Source organism: Segeticoccus rhizosphaerae (genome assembly GCF_005222685.1).
Taxonomy (GTDB): Bacteria; Actinomycetota; Actinomycetes; order Actinomycetales; family Dermatophilaceae; genus Segeticoccus; species Segeticoccus rhizosphaerae.
Window position 1 is genome coordinate 1 of record NZ_SWMA01000053.1, and the last position, 16,502, is coordinate 16,502.

Genomic DNA, 16,502 nt, shown 5'->3' on the forward strand with positions numbered 1-16,502 from the left:
GACAACGAGTCATAGACTCACCAAAACTGTCCACTTTTCAGGCGCCGGAACCGACCAATTTTCGATCGCCGCCGACACCGGATTTGCCGATGAGCGGATGTCTCGTCCGAACGCGGTCTGCTTCAGCTCGACACTCGGCTGTATCTGTCACCAGACGAAAGGGACCAGTCGCGCCCGGGAGGAACGAGGCACCACAGCCGACCCAGTTGCCAAGCATCAGGCCACAGCCGAGGAAAGCCGCGAGCAGGCCGGTGTAGCTGGGGTGCCTCAGAGCTCGATACGGGCCGCGACTCACGACCACTTGATCGGCAGACGTCTTCACCACAGTTGTGAAGTACCTGCCCAAGGTGGCGAACGACCACCATCGCAACAGAAGACCGAGCCATCCGACGCGCTGGCGGGTGCGGGGCCGACCTGCGGGCCGTTCCTGAGTGGTGTGTCCAGCAGCAGCTTGACCCGATGCGGGCTGAGCGGGCGCACGTGGAGCTGTACGTCCGCTGGTGCACGAGCAGCGCCGCCTGCAGCCCTCCACCGTCAGCCGGCGCTCGGTGTCGTCGAGCCCGCAATGCTCGTTCAATCGATCCGCGCGGTCTCCTCGCTGATCGATCATCAATCGGTGATCGTCGGCGTGGGCGGTGATCAGCTGGGTTGACCGGACGGACTAACCCCCCAGGGTCTTGCGGTGCGCCTCCCAGTCTTGGGGCCCGATCAACTCCGGACCTCGTGGCGTGATGACGCCATCCTGGATTGAGAAGCCCCACGAAAAGCCGTGCAATGCCCCGACGGTTCGGTCGCCGTTGCCGAGACGGGTGAGGAAGCTGTGGGCTGTCCAGTCCGTGTCCGTGACCTCGTCACGGGAGGGCGCGTCGAAGAGCGTGGGTAGGAACCCGAAGAAGCCACATGGATGCGTCACGGGGCGGAACGGGTCGAAGGGGTCCATCTCGAACGACTCGCCACCGGAAGCACCATCTGTCGAGCGCACCAGTTGGGCCCATCCCAGCGCCGCGGCATATCCGCGTGCTGGATGGGTGACCGTCGCCTTGCAATAGGGGAAGCCGCGCGCCGTTCCACCACCGCCGTGCGGGGACTACCGGATCGGCTCCGCCGTGATGCCCTGCGCCATGGGGTGGCAAGATCGGGAGGATGGAGGTGCAGGACTTCTTGGAGCACGTGAGCCGGGCGCGTGATCGTGGGTGGCTCGGAGCAGCACAGGTTCATGCACGACGCCGCCCAGGAGGCACTGCGGACCGTCGCAGAGCTCAACACCGAGTACCGCTCGCCCGAGGAGGTGCGGGCCTTGCTGGGTCGGCTCACGGGCAAACCGGTCGATGAGTCGGTCACCGTCTTCCCACCCTTCTACAGCGAGTTCGGCAAGAACCTGACCCTGGGCAAGGACATCTTCGTCAACAGCCGACTTGGCCTACCGAGACGGGCTGACGTCGCGGGCCGGGCCAGGGGCAGGCTGTCCCGAAGGTGGAGGATGCGTCGACCTCCGCCTCGGGGTTGCCGAACGGCACCACCCAGCCACACCGTGCTGACTCGACCAGTCGGGCCGCCACATGACGAGCCGATCCGGTTCGTTCTGTTCGCGAACCTCGCTCAGCCAGGGAGCTACTCGCCGAAGAACTCTCCGAGGCGGTCGCCGGAGATACCTTGAGGCTCCCCGGTGCATGTGGGACCGTGGGGCATGCCGTCCGCGCGTGCCCTGCTGCTCATCGCGGACATGGGTGGCTACACGAGCTACATGCGCACCCACCGGTTCAGCCTCGCGCACGCCGAGGTGAACACCGCGAGGCTGCTTGAGAAGGTGATCGACGCCGCCCCCGGCTTTGACCTCATCGAGATCGAGGGTGACGCGGCCTTCCTTTCCCTCGACGCCGCCAACCTGGATGCCGATGCGGCGGTGACCGAGGTCCTGCGGGCGGCCACGTCTATGCGCCGCGCCTTCCACCTCGAGCGTGCCTACGTGGAGGCCAACCTGTGCCCGTGCGCCGGCTGCAAGGAGGTGGGCGACCTGAAACTGAAATTCGTGGCGCACATCGGCGAGGTCGCCACGCAGACCATCCGGCAGCGCAGCAAACCGGTCGGGATCGAGGTCATCCTGGTCCACCGGCTGCTGAAGAACCCGGTCGATATCCCCGAGTACGTCCTGCTGTCCGAGGAGCTCTATCGGGCCGGCGAGAGTGCGGTGACCGCCCCCGTGCACGAGATCTCGACGGAACTGGAGTCGATAGGTCCCGTTCGCGCGTACTTCGTCGACGCCGACGACCTCGACGGCTCCCTCCCACCGCTCCCTGCTCTGTCCTGGCGCGGACGCCTGGTGAGCACCGCCGCAGCCGCCGGGCTCGGCATGCCGTATCTGCTCGGCCTCCGACGCCGGCGAGCAACCGCGCTCAGTCAGTGATGCGACCTACGTCCTCGGTTGGCCGATCCCTAGTAGCTTTAACCGAGTCGAGAGGACGGCGCTGACATGCAGGCAGCGGGCGGTGGGTCACCGCGGATGCTCGGGGTGTTCGCGCACCCAGATGATGAGACGTTCTGTGCCGGTGGCACCTTCGCCCGCTACGCCGCTTGCGGCGCGGACATCATGGTGGCCTCGGCCACCCGCGGGGAGGCCGGACAGATCCGCGACGCCCGCGTTGCAACACGTCGAACAATCGCTGACGTGCGCGGGCAGGAGCTCCGTACCGCGTGTTCCTTCCTGGGCGTGCGGCACGTCCGCCTCCTGGAGCACCACGATGGTCGCCTCGAGAGTGTTGGCCACTCAACGCTGGTCGACGAGGTGGCAGCGTTGATCGATGAGTTCCGACCCGACGTGGTGGTCACGTTCGGGCCTGACGGCGGATACGGCCACCCGGACCATACGGCCATCAGTTACGCAACCACCGATGCGTGCGTGCGTGACGGGGCTGGCCCGCGCCCATTGCGTCTTTACCACAGCTACTTTCCGCAGCACGGGGTGCTGTTGATGGAGCGCCTCGCCCACTGGCTGACGAATCAGCATGTCGGCAGCCCGGCTTCGTTGGACTTCGTGCATGCCCTCCTGTTGCTTGCCGAGCAGACATCCACCATGCGGTTCGTCCAGGACCATTCAGAGGTTCGTTGGTACCCCAAGGGGGCTTACGTCATCGAGCAGGGCGAGGCCTCCGGTGAGTTGTTCTTGATCATGTCCGGGGCGGCCGACGTGCTCCAAGAGCGCGAATGCGGCACTACCGACCACCTCCGTCACCTGACGGCCGGAGAGTTCTTCGGCGAACTTGGCGTGACCAGTCACGGTCTTCGGAGCGCACACGTGGTCGCCGCCGAACCGTTGAGTTGCTTGGTACTCGGCACCACAGAGCCGCAGAAGTTCGCTCCTCGTGGCCAAGCCACCGTCGACCGACCCATGCAGCCGGGCTCGGCCGTCGCCGCTGCCGAGGACTCCACCGCCACTGCGTGCATCGACGTCACCGACTTTGTGACGGCGAAGGTCGACGCGTTGTGCGCCTACCGAAGCCAGTTCTGCCTCCAGCGCGGAATGCTGCCGGACTCCCTCATGCGGGAACTCTACGGCCAAGAGTACTTCGTTCAGGTGCTTCCGGAACGACGGCCCGACACCGGGCTGTGGGTGTCCGGCTGATCCTGACCGATTCTCGGGCACTTCTGCTGCGACGGTAGGTGAGTTGCACTCGACCGGCTCCGTGCGCCAGACAGGGGCTTCACATGCGCGAAGTGTCGTGCTGCCAGTGGTCAGGGGTGCCGATGTTCTGCGGCCACAACTCTGCTGAGCGCTGGTGACGCTCTGCGCCATACGATGGCGAGGTGTCCGGGCAGGGGTTCTCGCTGGTGGTCCCCGATGGCGACATTGAGGATCTGTGGCGTCGGCTGGCGAGAACGCGGTGGCAGGATGAGTCCCCGACACTGAGCCGTGGGCTCATGGTGCGGACCTGGCGTATCTGCAGGAACTGGTCGACTACTGGCGCCAGGGGTTCGACTGGCGGGCACAAGAGGCTGAACTGAATTCGTTTCCGCAGTACCGGGTCGAGCTGCATGGGCGTGCCGCTCGCTGGCGTTCGCTCTCACCGACAGCCCAACCGGACTGGCCGCCTGGGTCATGGAGGAGATGCGCGCCTGGTCGGGGTCCCGGTGGGGTACGCGGCCTTCCCGGCCCGAGATCCGGAGGCCTCCCCCCAGCTTGGCTGACGGTTGGATCACAGTAGGTTTGCGCTGTCGCCGACACCCGCGCCGACACTTCAGAACAGCGCCATGCTCTCTGGTATGAGACGACTCCTGTGGTTGATGCTCTTTCTACCCCCGCTTGTCGCGTGTGCGAGCGGCTCGGGCGGTTCGAGCGCGTCGTGCGTCGGTCCGTACTTGGACGACCAGCCGGCAAGCGGGCAATACGGGGCGCCCACTCCAACGGTGAGTCCCGGCCGCATGCTCAAGGTGTACGGACATTGGTACACCAGCACCTGCGACGGCACCGGCGGTCATGAGTCCTTGAAGCCGTTGCCGCCGGTGCGCCTGACACTCACCTTGCCCGGGGGTGAGGTCGAGCACCTGGGCCGGTTCAGCCCCGGGGGCGCTGACATGGGCTTCGCCACGTCGGTACGCAGACCGTCTGGGACGCGACCAGGGACCGCGACGATCCGTGATGACGGGGCCTACCGCTCGGTACAACCCTTGACAATGGGTTCACAAGCGAAGATGATACTGACAGTCTCATTATGAGACGCGTAGTATCACAAAGGAGGAGCCATGACCGTGCGGCTCACATCTCCAGACGAGGGCGAGACCTTCACCAGCGGGCCGGTCAAGTTCCGAATCCTCGAGGACGGCAACGGCGTCGACGGTCGGTTCGGGATCGCCGAGTGCGTGCCCGGCCCCGGCTGGCCCGGACCTCCCCAGCACGTCCACCGGGCGCACGACGAGACGTTCTACGTCGTATCCGGTGCCGTGAGATTCACCAGCGGGTCCGAGGAGCTGCTCGCCCGGGCCGGAGGCCTGGTCACCGCACCGATCGGTGACCCACACACCTTCGGCAACGCCGACCCGGACGCGCCGGCCACGGTCTTGTGCAGCGTGACCCCGGAGCGGTACCTCGGCTACTTCCGCGACCTGGCCGACTTGCGTCCCGGACCGGACGGCGTCCTCGTCCCGGCAGAGGTGCTCGAGGTCATGGCTCGCTACGCCACGGACCCCTACCGCCCGTGACCTCGTCTGCTCATCATCCGGTCCGGCGAGCGACGACCGCCGCCGGACTTCCCACCAGGAGAATCACCATGACACTCACGACCCACCCAGACGCACCAGCCACCACGATGCCCACCGTCGTCGGATTCCATCACCTCGGCCTGACCGTCCGCGACATCGAGACCAGCGAGGCCTGGTACAGCCGGGTCCTCGGTATGGTCCGCGCGTTCGTCGAGCCCCATCCCGCCGGCGGTGGCCACACCGTGGTCATGACCCGTCCCGGAACGTCCTTGTTCCTCGGGTTGGACCACCACCCGCAGGCCGACCGGGAGCGATTCGACGCCCGCCGCACGGGCCTCGATCACGTGGCCCTGCGGGTCAACGACCGCTCGGACCTCGATGCCTGGACCACGCACCTGGACACGCTCGGCGTCGCGCACGGACCGGTTGAGGACAAGGACGAGCCGCCCCACGCCGCCATGGTCGTCCCCGACCCCGATGGCATCCCGGTCGAGCTGTTCTGGTCGGCGTCCTGAGATGCTCACTGAGCTGGACCTGCCACCCCGCGCAGGAGTACCCCCGCAGACCACCGAGAGCATCCCGCACAGCCAGCTCGACCAGCAGCCAGAGGACGCTCGGCAACTGGACTTGATCCTGGCTGAAGCGGCGACGTGGCCGCACGTGAGGCGACAACCGTCCCAGATTGCCGTCGAAGGCTCCCGTGCCCTCGTGCTTGCCGCCGACTCCGAGTCAGGGCCGCCCGAGGCGTTCATGGTCGACCGGGAGTTCTGTCACGCACACGCTGCCGGCGACTTCAGCCTGCATACGACCCTCCCGGCATCGCTGGCGGCAAGCGCCCAGCGGGCGGGGTGGGCCGAGCCGCACTATCTGGGGCACACCGGCGAGGCGCCGCCCACCGTCGTCATGCTGTACGCGCCGCGCGACACGGAGGAACGCGACGTCATCCTGCGACTTGTGCGCGCGTCATACGAGTTCGCCGTGGCCCACCGGGGCCGGAACGGACCGCCGACCCCAGAGGAACGATGACATCTCAACCGAAGCACTCCCGCCCCAGCCCCACCGAACGCACGCGACGCCTGCTCAGCGAGGCGGCGCGCGAGCTCCTTCGGACCGGGGCTCCACTCACCGTCCAGTCGGCCGCCGAGCTCGCCGGCGTCTCGAGAGCCACGGCCTACCGGTACCTCCCCAACAATGACGCGGTGCTCATGCACGCGACCATGCCACTCGTCGAGGACGCCGGCCAGCGCTTGCAGCCACCGGAACCGGACACGCCGGACGACGACACCTCTCCGACAGGCCTGCCCGAGCAGGCATCCACGCTGGTCCGCAGGATGGGCGTCTGGGCGTTCGACCACGAGCACGAGTTGCGGACCCTCCTTCGACTCTCGCTCGCGCCCGAGCGTGCCAATCGCGTTCCCCGCCGCGGTCAGACGAATCGTGACGTATGGATCTCCGAACTGCTCGAGGGCCTTCCCGCGCACGTCTCCCAGGCCGCACGCGAGCGGCTGGCCGTGGCCCTCGTCCCGCTCTTCGGAGCAGATGCCGTGGTGTGGAGCACCGACATCGCTCACGTAGACCAGGAAACCGCCCTCGACGTCATGGCCTGGATCGCGGCGACACTCGTCCAAGCCACCATCGACGAGGCGTGAGATCGCCGCCCGACAGTTCGAGGCGGCCGGCTTCCGTTTGCTTGGCGTCGAGCCCGACGAGCGGATGGCCCAGTGGGCGGGCCAATGTGGGCTTGTCGTCGGGGTGGCGACCTTCGAGACATGGGACCCCGCCGGCCGTACGTTCGATGCGGTCATTGAAGGACAGAGCTGGCACTGGGTGGAACCGGTCGCAGGCGCAGTCAAGGCCGCCGCCGTGCTGCGGCCCGCCGGCCCTTTGGCCGTGTTTCGCAACGATCCCCAGCTGCCGGCTGACCTGGCGGACGCCTTCGCCGCGGCCGCGCGCCGGGTGCTGCCCGCCACGCTCGCCGACCGCCTGCAGGCCAGGCCGCGCGAACGGGTTCTCGACACTGGCCGCCAACGGCGCCAATGGGATACGCCAGGCGGGCCGCTTCGACGAGCCAGAACAGTGGCGATTCGACTGGGAGCAGTTCTGCACCCGCGACGAATACCTGGACGGGCCGCCCACCGGGGGCTTCTACACGCGGCTCCCACCGGACAAGATCGAACAACTACTTGCTGACACCGGCGCCGCGATCGACGCCGCGGGAGGAAGAGTCACGGTGCGCTACACCACAACCGTGGTCACCGCCACGCGAACCGCCACCACCTGACAGGACGCTCGCTGACCGTCTGGCAACGTCGCCGCATGGCGACTCTGTACCGGTGCAGTTCTCACCCAGGCCAGGTCTCCGGTAGACCAAAGGATGGGAACGTCTCCGGCTCGAATCGAGTCAGCGCGGTGATCTGGTCGCGCGCCAGCCCCAGGACGATCAGACCGCTGCCGGATCGAGGTCGGTTGGGGAGTGATGCGTAGAGTCCGAACGCCGGCTGCCCGTTGGCCCGGGTCGGCACGAGGGCGAAGCTCCTGCCCGTAACGGCCGTTCGGAGGAAGCGAGTCGCGGCCTCGCGGCCGAGGTATTCCTGCGGCATCGGCGGCATCGACACGAACACATCGTCGGACAACAACGCGACGAGCGCCTCGACGTCGGAGGCTTCGTAGGCAACCACGAACCGTTCGAGAAGTGCCTGTTCGGCTCGCGATCCAGCGGCGGGAGGGCTGTCTGTGCGTGAAGGACGGCGCTGCGCAAGCGTTGCTCGGGCCCGCTTGACGGCGCTGGCGACTGACTCGACGGTTGTGTCGAGCATCGCCGCCACCTCGGTGCCCGGAAAGCCCAGGACGTCACGCAGCACCAGCACGGCTGTTTGGCGCGGCGGCAGCAACTGCAGCGCTGTGATAAAGGCCAACGAGATCGACTCACGCTGCTCGTAGCGTGCCTCTGGTTGCAGGGGGACGTCGAACGCGCCCTCGAGAAGCACGTCCGGCAGCGCCTCGAGCCAGGGCACCTCGCCGTATCGGGTCGGCTCGGGCGGGTCGAAAGCCGTGACATCCCAGTTCCTGGCCGGTCGCCGCTTCGCGGCACGAAGCGTGTTCAGGCAGCGATTGGTGGCGATCCGATAGAGCCAGGTACGGATCGACGCCCGTTTCTCGTAACCCGACAGCCCACGCCAAGCGGCCAGGAGCGTCTCCTGAAGGACGTCCTCGGCGTCGTCGACCGAGCCGAGCATCCGGTAGCAGTGCACGTGCAACTCGCGCCGATGCGGCTCGATGAGAGCACGGAACGCGTCCTCGTCACCGGCCAGCGCCCGTGTGATCAGATCTGCCAACAGGTCCTCCTCCTGCGTCGCCGCTGTCACAGGTACTGACACCGCGCGGGCCGCCGACGTGGCGGTCCACCGCCGACCAATCTGCCGGATCGGTGGTGTCTGCACTACCGGAGCACGGGAAATACCGAAACCTGTGTGGACTACCTGAGGAGAACAGATCATGGGCATGCTCGTCCTGAGTGAGAACGTCTGCCTGGACGGTGGCGTCCAGGACCCCATCGGCGAAGATGGCTCGGACCGCCGCGGCTGGTTCACGCAAGTGACGCCTGAGGACTACGAGGCCTGGGCCGAGGTCGAGTATGACGAGGCGCTCGGCGCGGACGCCTTGTTGCTCGGCCGGAGGACCGACCACTTCTTCGCCGGTGCCGGCTGGAACACCCGCGGGGGCGCGTGGGCAGAGCGACTGCGCGAGATGCCGAAGTACGTCATCTCCTCCACCCTGGACACGCCGGAGTGGATCGGCGGGACCATCCTCCGCGGCGAGGTTGCCAGAGAGGTGACCCGACTCAAGGAACGATATGAACGCGACATCGTCGTGTACGGCAGCGCTCAACTGACGCGCACCTTGATCGACCACCACCTGGCCGACCAGGTCCGGCTCACGCTGCACCCCTACATCCTCGGCGGCGGCGAGCACCTCCTGGACGGACTGGCCGCTCGGGCATCCCTGCGCTTGGTCAGTACCCAGCCGATCGGAACCAACCTTGTGCACCTAATCTACGACATCAGCTAGCGCAGACTCCCGTCTGACCGGCATCCGCCTGGATTCCGAACCCCGATGAACGTGGGCATATCGACACATCAGGACGCGATCGGGATCGCATTGTGCCGCAAGTGGATCCGCCTGCGGGGTCATGCACGACGCCGCCCAGGAGGCACTGCGGACCGTCGCAGAGCTCAACACCGGGTACCGCTCGCCCGAGGAGGTGCAGGCCTTGCTGGGTCGGCTCACGGGCAATCCGGTCGATGAGTCGGTCACCGTTGTCAGGGTGCTGCCGTAGCCGATGAGCGTGCCGTCTCCGACAGTGATGCCGCCGGTGTCCTGGAAGCGACACTCCTCGGACCCACTCTCACGAATCCGCTGGACTTGTGACCCATCGCCTGATCGCGCGTCTCCACCGATGAGAACTAGGTGGTGGGTCCGTCTAACCAAGCGACGACTTATCTTCACACCGCTCTGGGGCACCGTGCCGACGGAGACGAGATCAACCCAATCAAGAAGGAGACCGCGATGCTGAAGCCCACTGACATGAGTCAGACAACCGTCCAGGTCATCGACCGCTTCAACCGGGCGTTCCAGGAACGGGACGCCACCCTCCTCGCAGACATCATCGCCCCAGACTGTGTCATGGAGAGCGTCCAGCCCGCCCCCAACGGCACCCGCTACGAGGGCTATGACGCCTCGCTCAGCTCGTGGAAGGCGCTCATAGAGGACCGCACCAGCCACTTCGAGGTGGAGGACATCAACACCGGCGATGAGTGGGCACTCATCCGCTGGCGGTACATATGGGGTCCCGGCCCCGACGACTCGGTCTGTGGCGTGAACGTCATGCGGGTCGTCGACGGCAAGATCGTCGAGGCTGCCGGCTACTCAAAGACCGCGCCGACTGTCGCCGCCCTGAAGAGCTGACCGACCGATGACCACCATCGACGCCAATCAGGTCACCTTGGGCATGGAGTCCTTCGGTGACGACGACGCACCACTCATCTTGCTCGCGGGCGGCACGACGATGCTCTCCTGGCCGGACGCGCTTTGCGAGCGCCTCGCTGCCGGCGGGCGTCGCGTGGTCCGCTACGACCTGCGTGATAGCGGTGAGTCGACGACGGCGGACCCGGGAGCGCCCGCCTACACCCTGCGCGACCTCGCTGCCGACGCGGCGGCCCTTGTCGACGCGCTCGGCGGTGGGCCTGCGCACCTCGGAGGGATTGGAGTCGGCGGGATGGTCGCCCAGACCGCGGCGCTCGACCACCCCGGCGCGTTCTCGGCGCTCACCTTGGTCGGCACCCGCGCGGTCGCGCCGGGCAAGTGCGACGCTGACCTGCCCGACCACGACAAGTCGACGATGAAGCGCCTCTTCACGCGCCCGATGCCCGACTGGTCCGACCGCGAGGCCGTGGCGGACTTCGCCACTGGCCGCGCGGAGATCCTCGGCGACGACCCCGTCGCCGCACGCGCGATCGCCGCGCGCATCTGGGACCGCACACCAAGTACCGCGCCCCCGGCCCAGGTAGCCAACCAGCTCGGCACGGTCTTCGCCAAGCTCAACTGCAAACCCCGCTGGCGCGAACGCCTGCCCGAGATCGAGGTCTCGACGCTCGTCGTCCACGGCCGCCGGGACCCGTTCTTCCCGGTCGGCAACGGCCTGGCCATCGCGCGCGAGATTTCAGGCGCACGGCTGCTCGTCCTCGAGAAGGCTGCCACTGCGATCCCCGACTCTGCGGCCGGCGAGCTCGCCGAGGCAATGCTCACGCTGGGGTAGAGGACGGCGCGTGCCGCGCGGGTAGGGCTTCAGCAGCAACGGGCGTCGGAGGCTAGAGTTCGGCGGGCCGCAAACAGGGGAGCGGTCTACAACAGGGCGGGCGCCAGCTCGCGGAACTGCGCGCGCGGGAACTGCTCCGGCGCGGCCGTGAATACCTGCACGCAGACCGTGTCGCAGGCTCATCGCCTGGAGCGATGACAGCGCACCGAGCACGAGCGATTGCGCGAATGCGAGAACGCGGTCGAGGCTCCGGTCAACTCGCTGGTGCCGCGCAGCGTCGCCGGAAGCGGGTTCCTGATTGCGGCGGTTCGTCGAGCGCTCCTAGCGCCAACCGGTGCCTTCGAGGCCTAATTCCTCGGGAGCCACGTCGCGTAGGGTCTGGGTGAACTGCCAGCGGTGCCCGGCCAGGTCCTCCACCGTGGACTCCCGTTCGCCGTACTCATACTCGGTCGGCTCCTGCAGTACTCGCGCGCCGCAGGAGCGGGCACGCTCGAACTGGGCGTCCACGTCCTCAACGCGCACCTTGATGATGTGGGTCGTGGCGTGTGCCTGCGGCGGTTGCTGTTCGCCTCTGACGTCGGCGACGATCATCGCGCCATCGAGCCCGATCTGCATCTGTGACCGGTGTGCCTCACCTACGCGGACGCGTTCGACGAAGCCGAAGACATCGGTGAGCCAGGTCACCGCGGCACGAACGTCGGGATACACCAGCACGGGGATGACCGTCGCGGTTGGAACCGAGCGATTGTTGATCACTCAGGCAACCTACGCCAGCGCCGCGGCCCGTAACAGCGCTCGATCGACAAGCCCGCTAACCGATCGGCTACCGGTCAGGTGGCTTACGGCTTCTTGAAGTCATCGTGGTCGCCGACGCGTCGCCACCGGCAGCGCAACTCATTATCAACGGACATCGGCAGGCAGCGCGATCGTGCCGCGGCCCTGGACGCCGAGGCAGCGGTTCTCAGTCGGTGGGGTCATCGGCCAGGTCCATGCTGCTAAGCGCGGCAAGGCAGCAGAGCTTCGAGTACCGATGGGGCAGCCCCATGGTTTGTGCGTCGGATCAGAGGATGGGACGGCCGCCGGTCACCGCGACTCGTGCGCCGGAGACGTAGCTGGCCTCGTCGGAGGCGAGCAGCACGTACACCGGTGCGAGCTCCGCCGGCTGGCCGGGGCGTCCCAGGGGTGTGTCCTCACCGAAGCTCTCGACCTTCTCCTTGGGCATGGTCGAGGGGATCAGCGGTGTCCATATGGGGCCGGGGGCGACGCTGTTCGCGCGGATACCCTTGGGGCCCAGCAGTTGCGCGAGGCTGGCGGTCATGTTGGCGATGGCGGCCTTCGTCGCCGCGTAGGGCATCAACGTCGGGCTCGGCGTGTCGGAGTTGACCGACGACGACCCGATGATGGATGAGCCTGGGCGCATGTGCGGCACGGCCGCCTTCACCAAATGGAACAGCGCGCTGAGGTTCGTGGCCATCGTGTGGTCCCACTCCTCGTCGGGAATCTTTTCGACCGACTCGCGGGACATCTGGTAGGCCGCGTTGCTCACGAGGACGTCGATCCGGCCCCACTCCTGCACGGCGCGCTCGACCACGTTGCGGCACTGCTGGGCGTCCGCGAGGTCACCGCGGACCAAGACGGCCTTGCGACCAGCGTCCTCGACCCACTTCCTGGTGTCCTCGGCATCGGTGTCCTCGCTGAGGTAGGAGATCAGCACGTCAGCGCCTTCGCGTGCATACGCGATGGCGACGGCCTTGCCGATACCGCTGTCGGCGCCGGTGATCACGGCTACCTTTCCCTCGAGGCGACCGGATCCGCGGTAGCTCTCCTCGCCGTGATCCGGCTTGTTCTTCATCGCCTCTTCGGTGGCGGGAGGTTGCTGGACGGGTTCGTGGGGCATGGCTTCTCCTTGAGGATGCCGTGGCGGGTGGTCGCACCGGTAGTACCCGCCCGCGAGGCGATCATGTGCCATAGGCAGAGGGCATTGGGACGACCGCGAGGTCGCTCTGCACGTGGGCCGGGGTCCGCGGTGGTTGCGTGCTGGGCAGCGGCGCCAACGATGGTGCTCTTGCCTTGGTGTCCGGGAGGCCGGAGGCTGGGGTCATGGCACTGAAGATGCGTGGGTACCTGATGGGCGCTTTGCCGCAATTGCGCTTCGAGCCGACGGCGCGCAGGGTGCGGGTCCGCTACGGCGAGGAGCTGTTGGTGGACACCCAGGTGGCGCTGCTGGTGTGGGAGCCGCGCCGACTCGTCCCGGTGTACGCCGTTCCGGAGGGGGCGTTGCAGGCCCGACTGGTTCCAAGCGGGGCGCCGGTGCGAGAGGCACCAGGTGTGCTGCCTCCGGTGCTCGGCCCGGAGGACTTCGCGACTCACAGCTGCCCGGGGCAGCCACTGGATGTGCAGGTGGGCGAAAAGCAGCTGCTCCAGGCGGCCTTTCGCCCGTCGGATGAGGCGCTGGTGGGCTATGTGCTGCTGGACTTCCCCCGCTTCTCCTGGCTGGAGGAGGCGCAGGTGGCGGTTGGGCACCCGCATGACCCGTTCAAGCGGATCGACACATTGCGCTCGGACCGGCACGTGCAGGTCCTCTTCGACGGCGTCGTGCTCGCCGACACGCGGCGGGCGGTGGCTTTGTTGGAAACACACCTACCGACGCGGTGGTACCTGCCGCGCGCGGACGTGCGGATGGAGCTGTTGGAGCCGAGCGAGCACCGGAGCACGTGTGCTTACAAGGGGCACGCGTCGTACTTTTCGATCGGCGGGGCAGGCGCGCCTGGGGAGGCGATCGGGTGGACCTATCCGGATCCCCTGCAGGACGCGGAGCCGGTTCGGGACATGATCTGCTTCTTCAACGAGCGCACCGACCTAGTGATCGATGGCGTGCCGGCTGCCAGGCCGGTCACGCCGTGGTCCACTCCCGAGGAGCAGCAGCGCCAGTTCGCACAGGCGGCATCCTCCGGTGACCTCGAGTTCGGCTGACGCGGGCCGCCGTGGTGCTGGCCGAAGGATCGCGTCGTAGTCGGCGGCTTGTGGTTTGGGCCGTTTGACCGCGAAGATGCGGATCGGGTCGTGCGGGTTTTCCTGGCTCCACAGCCCGACCCCGAGAGACCCGCCAGCAGGTCAAGGACGGGGGCCCTCATGCCCTCTGTCTCGTCGTACGGTGGAGCATGATTGAGTCGGTCGCCTTCTTCCGTAACCTCAATCTGGCTCAGGGGCTGAGCCCAACTCGTCCGCAACTGATCGACGCCTTCGCCACCGCAGGCGCGAGCGTGGCGCTTTCCTTCCAGACCAACGGCACCGTGCTGTTCACGGCGAGGCGACCCGGGCAGGCCGCCCGGGATGTCGTCACCGTCTTGACCCCTGCGTGTGGCTACGCCGACAAGGTCATCGTCCGCAGTGCCCGGTGGGTCACCGAGCTATCGGAACGCCTCATCAGGGGCGGGTTCGCGGAGGCGAACGCTGAGGTCTCGCTCTTCGACGGGCCAGCCACCTTTCCCGAGCCAGTGCCTTGGACCCCTGGCTCCGGAAGGGTCAGTGTGGTCGAAGCGGATGGTCAGCACGCGGTCTCGGTGAACGAGCGTCCCCGGACGAGCTATGCCACGCCCGCCCTGGAACGGCTGTTGGCAGTTCCCGTCACCTCGCGCGGCGCAGGCACCATGATCCGACTTGCGTACAAGATCCAGCTCGAGAAGGACAACGTCCCGTAGTACTGACCGATCAGTGGTGACGCTTTCGTTCCGACCGGGCTCGGCCCCCAGCGGTGGCTGAGCTGCTCCTCCGGGTATCGAGGAGCACTTCGGCGGATGGCATCGCGTTTTCGGCCGTGAGCAGACGATCGCGGTCGGCGTGCTGCGAGCTTTCCTACCGGCCGTCCGACCCAGCCGCGGTCACACCGCGGGTGGGTCGGGACCGGCGTGCGGGTCAGCCGACCGGGTTGTCGAAGTGCCCCGCCACGGAGAGGAGGTGGCTCAGGTCCGTTCCGACCCTCAGGTCGGTGGGCGCGGAACCGCGGCGAAACAGCCGCCCTCCGGCGACACCACCGAGAGTTGCCTGCTTTCCCTCGACCTGTACCCACGAGCCTTCATGGAGTCCGAGGACCGGCACGTCGTTGTCCTCAAGGAACTCCGAGAGGCGCTTGTCCCGGCTCTCCCCGAAGTGACCTGCCATCACCTCGTCCGCTGGGTAGTGCGGGTTGACCTGAAACGGCACGAGGCCCAGCGCCTCGAAGGTCGGCGGCTGGGCAATGGGCATGTCATTGGTTGTGCGGATCGAGGGACAGGCCACGTTCGTCCCCGCGCTCGACCCGACATAGGGTCGACCGGAGTGGACAAGTCCGCGGATCGGTTCGACCAAGTCGTATTGGTACAACGCGGTCAGCAGCCTGAAGGCGTTTCCCCCACCGACGAAGACGGCATCCGCGGCGTCGACGACCGATCGCGGCCGCGTGCCCCGATGCACGCCGACCAGTTCGACGCACAGTGGAGCCAAGGCGGCGGCCACCAGCTCGGTGTGCTGGTCCGTCAAGTGCTGGGCGTACGGGACGAACGCGACTCGGTCGCCGGGCCTCAGCATCCGGTGCAAGGTCGGCACCGCGTGCGCCAGGTAGCCGCGACCCGGCACTACACCGTTCGACAAGAGCAACAGACGCACGGCGGCATTCTTCCACCCAGATAACCGCTGTCGCCGACCTCCACCGTCGCGAGATCCTCGATGCGCTGATCGCGGGCGAGCGCTCGGTGGGGCTTGTCACGTCCCGGGCGGATGGCCGCCGCCTGTACCGCCTCTAACCCGAACAGCTGCGGCCCGTGCGGGACTGGATGACGTTCGCACCGTTCGAGGACACGATGACCGTGTGTGAGATCGAGCTTCGCGTCGGTGGGACCTACCACATCGTGTTCGTGACAAGCGACGGCACCGAGTGTTCATTCCGGGGCACCTATCTGCAGATCGAGCGACCGTCCCGGCTCGTCGACACATGGCTATTCGAAGGGTGGCCCGACGCGGGGGACGTCGAGACCGTCGATCTGCACGAGACGAATGGAGTCACGACGGCGCGGATGAACCTCGCTTTCCGCGACCAGACCGGGCGGGACCGCATGACCCGGACCGACGGCCAGGAAACAGTTGGGGCAAGATGGAGGACTACCTCAGGTCGCTTCTGGTGCGACAGGCGCGCTTTGACCTTTGCGGTCCACACCGAAGGGTCGCCGCTCCGGATCGGCGATTCGGCGGCCAGGGATCACGGCGTTGTTTGCTGGCTTGGCCTCAAGGGGTGACTGCAACACCTGGCGTTGAGAGGTGTGCAGATGAGTGCTCGTCGGGGTAGTCCGCGGTTGCCGGTTGAGGTGGAGTATCGGTTCTGGGCTCAGGTCCGCGATTGCCTGACGGTTGAGCAGGCCGCGGTGGTGGTGGGCGTGTCGGCGACCAAGGGGCGGGCCTGGTTTCGAGATCGTGGCGGGGTGATGCCATCGGCGGATGCGGGACGACGCAAGCGATGTTT

Annotated in this window: 20 protein-coding genes and 2 pseudogenes; 16 read left to right on the plus strand and 6 right to left on the minus strand. The window is 67.2% G+C overall.

The window, feature by feature from the left end; genetic code table 11:
* Window positions 1–37 precede the first annotated feature (37 nt).
* Both FCN22_RS22420 and FCN22_RS20205 read right to left on the minus strand, forming a co-directional pair.
* On the minus strand, window positions 38–610 hold the full coding sequence (locus FCN22_RS22420) for a methyltransferase family protein (protein ID WP_238384870.1): 573 nt from the start codon (window positions 608–610) through the stop codon (window positions 38–40).
* 51 nt (window positions 611–661) lie between these two features.
* Window positions 662–982, minus strand: coding sequence for a hypothetical protein (locus tag FCN22_RS20205; protein ID WP_137123365.1), 321 nt, complete (start codon window positions 980–982; stop codon window positions 662–664).
* 234 nt (window positions 983–1,216) lie between these two features.
* On the opposite strand from FCN22_RS20205, the gene FCN22_RS20210 reads away from it, so the two are divergent.
* From FCN22_RS20210 to FCN22_RS20245, 8 genes and pseudogenes are all read left to right on the plus strand, one after another.
* Window positions 1,217–1,657, plus strand: a complete 441-nt coding sequence (locus FCN22_RS20210) for an LbetaH domain-containing protein (RefSeq protein ID WP_137123366.1) — start codon at window positions 1,217–1,219, stop codon at window positions 1,655–1,657.
* 30 nt (window positions 1,658–1,687) lie between these two features.
* Window positions 1,688–2,404: a DUF2652 domain-containing protein gene (locus FCN22_RS20215; RefSeq protein ID WP_137123367.1), complete on the plus strand. Its 717-nt coding sequence runs from the start codon at window positions 1,688–1,690 to the stop codon at window positions 2,402–2,404.
* A 66-nt stretch (window positions 2,405–2,470) separates the two neighbouring features.
* A complete protein-coding gene (locus tag FCN22_RS20220) occupies window positions 2,471–3,619 on the plus strand; it encodes a PIG-L family deacetylase (protein ID WP_137123368.1) in 1,149 nt (382 codons plus the stop codon).
* Window positions 3,620–3,914: 295 nt separating this feature from the next.
* A pseudogene (locus FCN22_RS22895) lies at window positions 3,915–4,199 on the plus strand (epoxide hydrolase N-terminal domain-containing protein); the annotation flags it as partial.
* 538 nt (window positions 4,200–4,737) lie between these two features.
* The gene (locus FCN22_RS20230; RefSeq protein ID WP_137123369.1) at window positions 4,738–5,193 is read left to right on the plus strand and encodes a cupin domain-containing protein; all 456 of its coding nucleotides are present in this window, start codon (window positions 4,738–4,740) and stop codon (window positions 5,191–5,193) included.
* Window positions 5,194–5,261: 68 nt separating this feature from the next.
* Window positions 5,262–5,708, plus strand: a complete 447-nt coding sequence (locus FCN22_RS20235; RefSeq protein ID WP_137123370.1) for a VOC family protein — start codon at window positions 5,262–5,264, stop codon at window positions 5,706–5,708.
* 1 nt (window position 5,709) lies between these two features.
* Window positions 5,710–6,219, plus strand: a complete 510-nt coding sequence (locus tag FCN22_RS20240; RefSeq protein WP_137123371.1) for a luciferase domain-containing protein — start codon at window positions 5,710–5,712, stop codon at window positions 6,217–6,219.
* Window positions 6,216–6,842, plus strand: coding sequence for a TetR/AcrR family transcriptional regulator (locus tag FCN22_RS20245; RefSeq protein ID WP_137123372.1), 627 nt, complete (start codon window positions 6,216–6,218; stop codon window positions 6,840–6,842). The genes FCN22_RS20240 and FCN22_RS20245 overlap by 4 nt, the downstream gene beginning before the upstream one ends.
* A gap of 693 nt (window positions 6,843–7,535) precedes the next feature.
* Here the strand turns inward: FCN22_RS20245 and FCN22_RS20250 are convergent.
* Complete coding sequence (locus FCN22_RS20250; protein WP_137123373.1) at window positions 7,536–8,690, minus strand: sigma-70 family RNA polymerase sigma factor; 1,155 nt, start codon at window positions 8,688–8,690, stop codon at window positions 7,536–7,538.
* Here FCN22_RS20250 and FCN22_RS20255 point away from each other — a divergent pair.
* From FCN22_RS20255 to FCN22_RS20270, 4 genes are all read left to right on the plus strand, one after another.
* Window positions 8,689–9,261: a dihydrofolate reductase family protein gene (locus tag FCN22_RS20255; protein ID WP_137123374.1), complete on the plus strand. Its 573-nt coding sequence runs from the start codon at window positions 8,689–8,691 to the stop codon at window positions 9,259–9,261. The genes FCN22_RS20250 and FCN22_RS20255 overlap by 2 nt on opposite strands.
* A 121-nt stretch (window positions 9,262–9,382) precedes the next feature.
* Entirely contained in the window at window positions 9,383–9,529 is a 147-nt protein-coding gene (locus FCN22_RS21715; protein WP_162308275.1) for a hypothetical protein, read from the plus strand.
* 230 nt (window positions 9,530–9,759) lie between these two features.
* Window positions 9,760–10,158 carry a nuclear transport factor 2 family protein gene (locus FCN22_RS20265; RefSeq protein ID WP_202911712.1) on the plus strand — a complete coding sequence of 133 codons (399 nt, stop codon included), beginning with the start codon at window positions 9,760–9,762 and terminating at the stop codon, window positions 10,156–10,158.
* 7 nt (window positions 10,159–10,165) lie between these two features.
* On the plus strand, window positions 10,166–11,008 hold the full coding sequence (locus FCN22_RS20270) for an alpha/beta fold hydrolase (RefSeq protein ID WP_137123375.1): 843 nt from the start codon (window positions 10,166–10,168) through the stop codon (window positions 11,006–11,008).
* 321 nt (window positions 11,009–11,329) lie between these two features.
* Here the strand turns inward: FCN22_RS20270 and FCN22_RS20275 are convergent, their stop codons facing one another.
* Together FCN22_RS20275 and FCN22_RS20280 are read right to left on the minus strand one after the other, a co-directional pair.
* Complete coding sequence (locus FCN22_RS20275; protein WP_137123376.1) at window positions 11,330–11,764, minus strand: VOC family protein; 435 nt, start codon at window positions 11,762–11,764, stop codon at window positions 11,330–11,332.
* Window positions 11,765–12,068: 304 nt separating this feature from the next.
* Entirely contained in the window at window positions 12,069–12,905 is an 837-nt protein-coding gene (locus tag FCN22_RS20280; protein ID WP_137123377.1) for an SDR family oxidoreductase, read from the minus strand.
* A 203-nt stretch (window positions 12,906–13,108) separates the two neighbouring features.
* On the opposite strand from FCN22_RS20280, the gene FCN22_RS20285 reads away from it, so the two are divergent.
* Window positions 13,109–13,981, plus strand: a complete 873-nt coding sequence (locus tag FCN22_RS20285) for a DUF427 domain-containing protein (protein ID WP_137123378.1) — start codon at window positions 13,109–13,111, stop codon at window positions 13,979–13,981.
* A gap of 188 nt (window positions 13,982–14,169) precedes the next feature.
* Entirely contained in the window at window positions 14,170–14,709 is a 540-nt protein-coding gene (locus FCN22_RS20290) for a DUF1697 domain-containing protein (RefSeq protein ID WP_137123379.1), read from the plus strand.
* Window positions 14,710–14,923: 214 nt separating this feature from the next.
* On the opposite strand, the gene pepE is transcribed toward FCN22_RS20290, so the two are convergent.
* Window positions 14,924–15,652 carry a dipeptidase PepE gene (gene pepE / locus FCN22_RS20295; RefSeq protein WP_137123380.1) on the minus strand — a complete coding sequence of 243 codons (729 nt, stop codon included), beginning with the start codon at window positions 15,650–15,652 and terminating at the stop codon, window positions 14,924–14,926.
* Between the two features lie 167 nt (window positions 15,653–15,819).
* Between pepE and FCN22_RS20300 the strand changes: the two genes are divergently transcribed.
* Entirely contained in the window at window positions 15,820–16,278 is a 459-nt protein-coding gene (locus FCN22_RS20300) for an SRPBCC domain-containing protein (RefSeq protein ID WP_162308276.1), read from the plus strand.
* A 30-nt stretch (window positions 16,279–16,308) separates the two neighbouring features.
* Window positions 16,309–16,502, plus strand: a pseudogene (locus FCN22_RS22425) (IS30 family transposase); the annotation flags it as partial.

What these genes read in the sequence shown, in the direction of transcription:
- FCN22_RS20245 (WP_137123372.1), top strand. Translation starts at nt 6,216, where the DNA reads ATGACATCTCAACCGAAGCACTCCCGCCCCAGCCCCACCGAACGCACG.
- FCN22_RS20220 (WP_137123368.1), top strand. Translation starts at nt 2,471, where the DNA reads ATGCAGGCAGCGGGCGGTGGGTCACCGCGGATGCTCGGGGTGTTCGCG.
- FCN22_RS20250 (WP_137123373.1), bottom strand. Translation starts at nt 8,690, where the DNA reads ATGATCTGTTCTCCTCAGGTAGTCCACACAGGTTTCGGTATTTCCCGT.
- FCN22_RS20255 (WP_137123374.1), top strand. Translation starts at nt 8,689, where the DNA reads ATGGGCATGCTCGTCCTGAGTGAGAACGTCTGCCTGGACGGTGGCGTC.
- FCN22_RS20230 (WP_137123369.1), top strand. Translation starts at nt 4,738, where the DNA reads ATGACCGTGCGGCTCACATCTCCAGACGAGGGCGAGACCTTCACCAGC.
- FCN22_RS20300 (WP_162308276.1), top strand. Translation starts at nt 15,820, where the DNA reads ATGACGTTCGCACCGTTCGAGGACACGATGACCGTGTGTGAGATCGAG.
- FCN22_RS20265 (WP_202911712.1), top strand. Translation starts at nt 9,760, where the DNA reads ATGCTGAAGCCCACTGACATGAGTCAGACAACCGTCCAGGTCATCGAC.
- FCN22_RS20270 (WP_137123375.1), top strand. Translation starts at nt 10,166, where the DNA reads ATGACCACCATCGACGCCAATCAGGTCACCTTGGGCATGGAGTCCTTC.
- FCN22_RS20235 (WP_137123370.1), top strand. Translation starts at nt 5,262, where the DNA reads ATGACACTCACGACCCACCCAGACGCACCAGCCACCACGATGCCCACC.
- FCN22_RS20210 (WP_137123366.1), top strand. Translation starts at nt 1,217, where the DNA reads ATGCACGACGCCGCCCAGGAGGCACTGCGGACCGTCGCAGAGCTCAAC.
- FCN22_RS20215 (WP_137123367.1), top strand. Translation starts at nt 1,688, where the DNA reads ATGCCGTCCGCGCGTGCCCTGCTGCTCATCGCGGACATGGGTGGCTAC.
- FCN22_RS20285 (WP_137123378.1), top strand. Translation starts at nt 13,109, where the DNA reads ATGGCACTGAAGATGCGTGGGTACCTGATGGGCGCTTTGCCGCAATTG.
- FCN22_RS21715 (WP_162308275.1), top strand. Translation starts at nt 9,383, where the DNA reads ATGCACGACGCCGCCCAGGAGGCACTGCGGACCGTCGCAGAGCTCAAC.
- FCN22_RS22420 (WP_238384870.1), bottom strand. Translation starts at nt 610, where the DNA reads ATGATCGATCAGCGAGGAGACCGCGCGGATCGATTGAACGAGCATTGC.
- FCN22_RS20290 (WP_137123379.1), top strand. Translation starts at nt 14,170, where the DNA reads ATGATTGAGTCGGTCGCCTTCTTCCGTAACCTCAATCTGGCTCAGGGG.
- FCN22_RS20280 (WP_137123377.1), bottom strand. Translation starts at nt 12,905, where the DNA reads ATGCCCCACGAACCCGTCCAGCAACCTCCCGCCACCGAAGAGGCGATG.
- FCN22_RS20240 (WP_137123371.1), top strand. Translation starts at nt 5,710, where the DNA reads ATGCTCACTGAGCTGGACCTGCCACCCCGCGCAGGAGTACCCCCGCAG.